We start from the raw sequence: 1,053 nt of genomic DNA, 5'->3' as shown, positions 1-1,053 counted from the left end.
GGTCGGCGGGGCCGACTTCCCGCCCCGGGCATGGCACTTCTTCAGTGGCTCCGTCGGTCCGACTCTCCTCTTCGCCGCCGGCGGCCGGCAGTGCTTCGTGAGAGCGGTCAGTACCGGGGAGTTTCGACGATCTCCGTCAGTAGCCTGCCTCGCCGACTTCCCTGACGAGGTTGGCATCAATGAGCGGGGATTCCACCCCCACACGGGCCTTGTCGCGCGGCCGACGCCGCCAACCACGGCTGGGCCCGCGAGATCGAACGCCAGCACTGCACGGCCAGCCGCATCGAGAAGCTGCTGACCAACCTTGCCAGCCAACTTGACGACCCGACCGACAACCTGGAGAAGGGGCACCGCTGATCAGCGAGTCGGGAAGGAAGCCAGAGCAAGGTCCCATTGGTCAGCTGCGTGAAGCAGCGCATCCGTATCCACCCGCACCTCCACGGCGTACTGGTAGATGTCCGCCCCGTCATCGCCCTGCTGCCATGGCGGGGCCGCCTCCAAGGACAGGTGAACGCGAATCATCGCCCCACTGTCGCTTCGATCGGCGAGGCTAACAGCCAGGACCGGCTCGACGAACCATGTGTCCGGGGACAACCAGCCTTCGGCATCAGGTCCGGCCACAGCCACTGTCCCCGCGGCCACCGAACGCAACCAAGCGGACACCTCACGGGCTTCACCGGTCAGCAGACACGGATCGGCAAAGGACCAGCTGCCCTCGGGAGTCGTCACCGCCCCACCGACGACCAGCCAGTTGTCGTCGTATGAGTCACCCCGAACCTCGGGGAACTGATACCGCAGCAGGCTGAGCTCGACACTGCTCGCATGATCGCTCAAAAGCACTGCCACAGGATGTCACGGACTCTCCCGGCGCTGCAGAGCGAGGGTGATCGCCCTCAAATGCACACCCCCAGACTGACGCCACCAGACCGCCAGATCCGGCCCTCACCGAGGCCGCAGCCGGTAGCCCGCGACAACGAGTTGCAGCGCAGGCGTCACCGAACTGCAGCACCGGGCGTCACGGGGCTGCAGTTCGGTGACACCCGAGTGCACACC

1 protein-coding gene is annotated in these 1,053 nt (G+C 66.3%); it reads right to left on the bottom strand.

The window, feature by feature from the left end; translation table 11 throughout:
- Positions 1–357 precede the first annotated feature (357 nt).
- On the bottom strand, positions 358–840 hold the full coding sequence (locus ACFU7Y_RS44165; RefSeq protein WP_380772112.1) for a hypothetical protein: 483 nt from the start codon (positions 838–840) through the stop codon (positions 358–360).
- Positions 841–1,053 lie beyond the last annotated feature (213 nt).

Origin of the sequence: Kitasatospora sp. NPDC057542 (assembly GCF_042801945.1) — a bacterium.
Classification (GTDB): domain Bacteria; phylum Actinomycetota; class Actinomycetes; order Streptomycetales; family Streptomycetaceae; genus Kitasatospora.
Note: the sequence above shows the minus strand (reverse complement) of the source record. Positions and strands in the feature narration are given on the sequence as shown.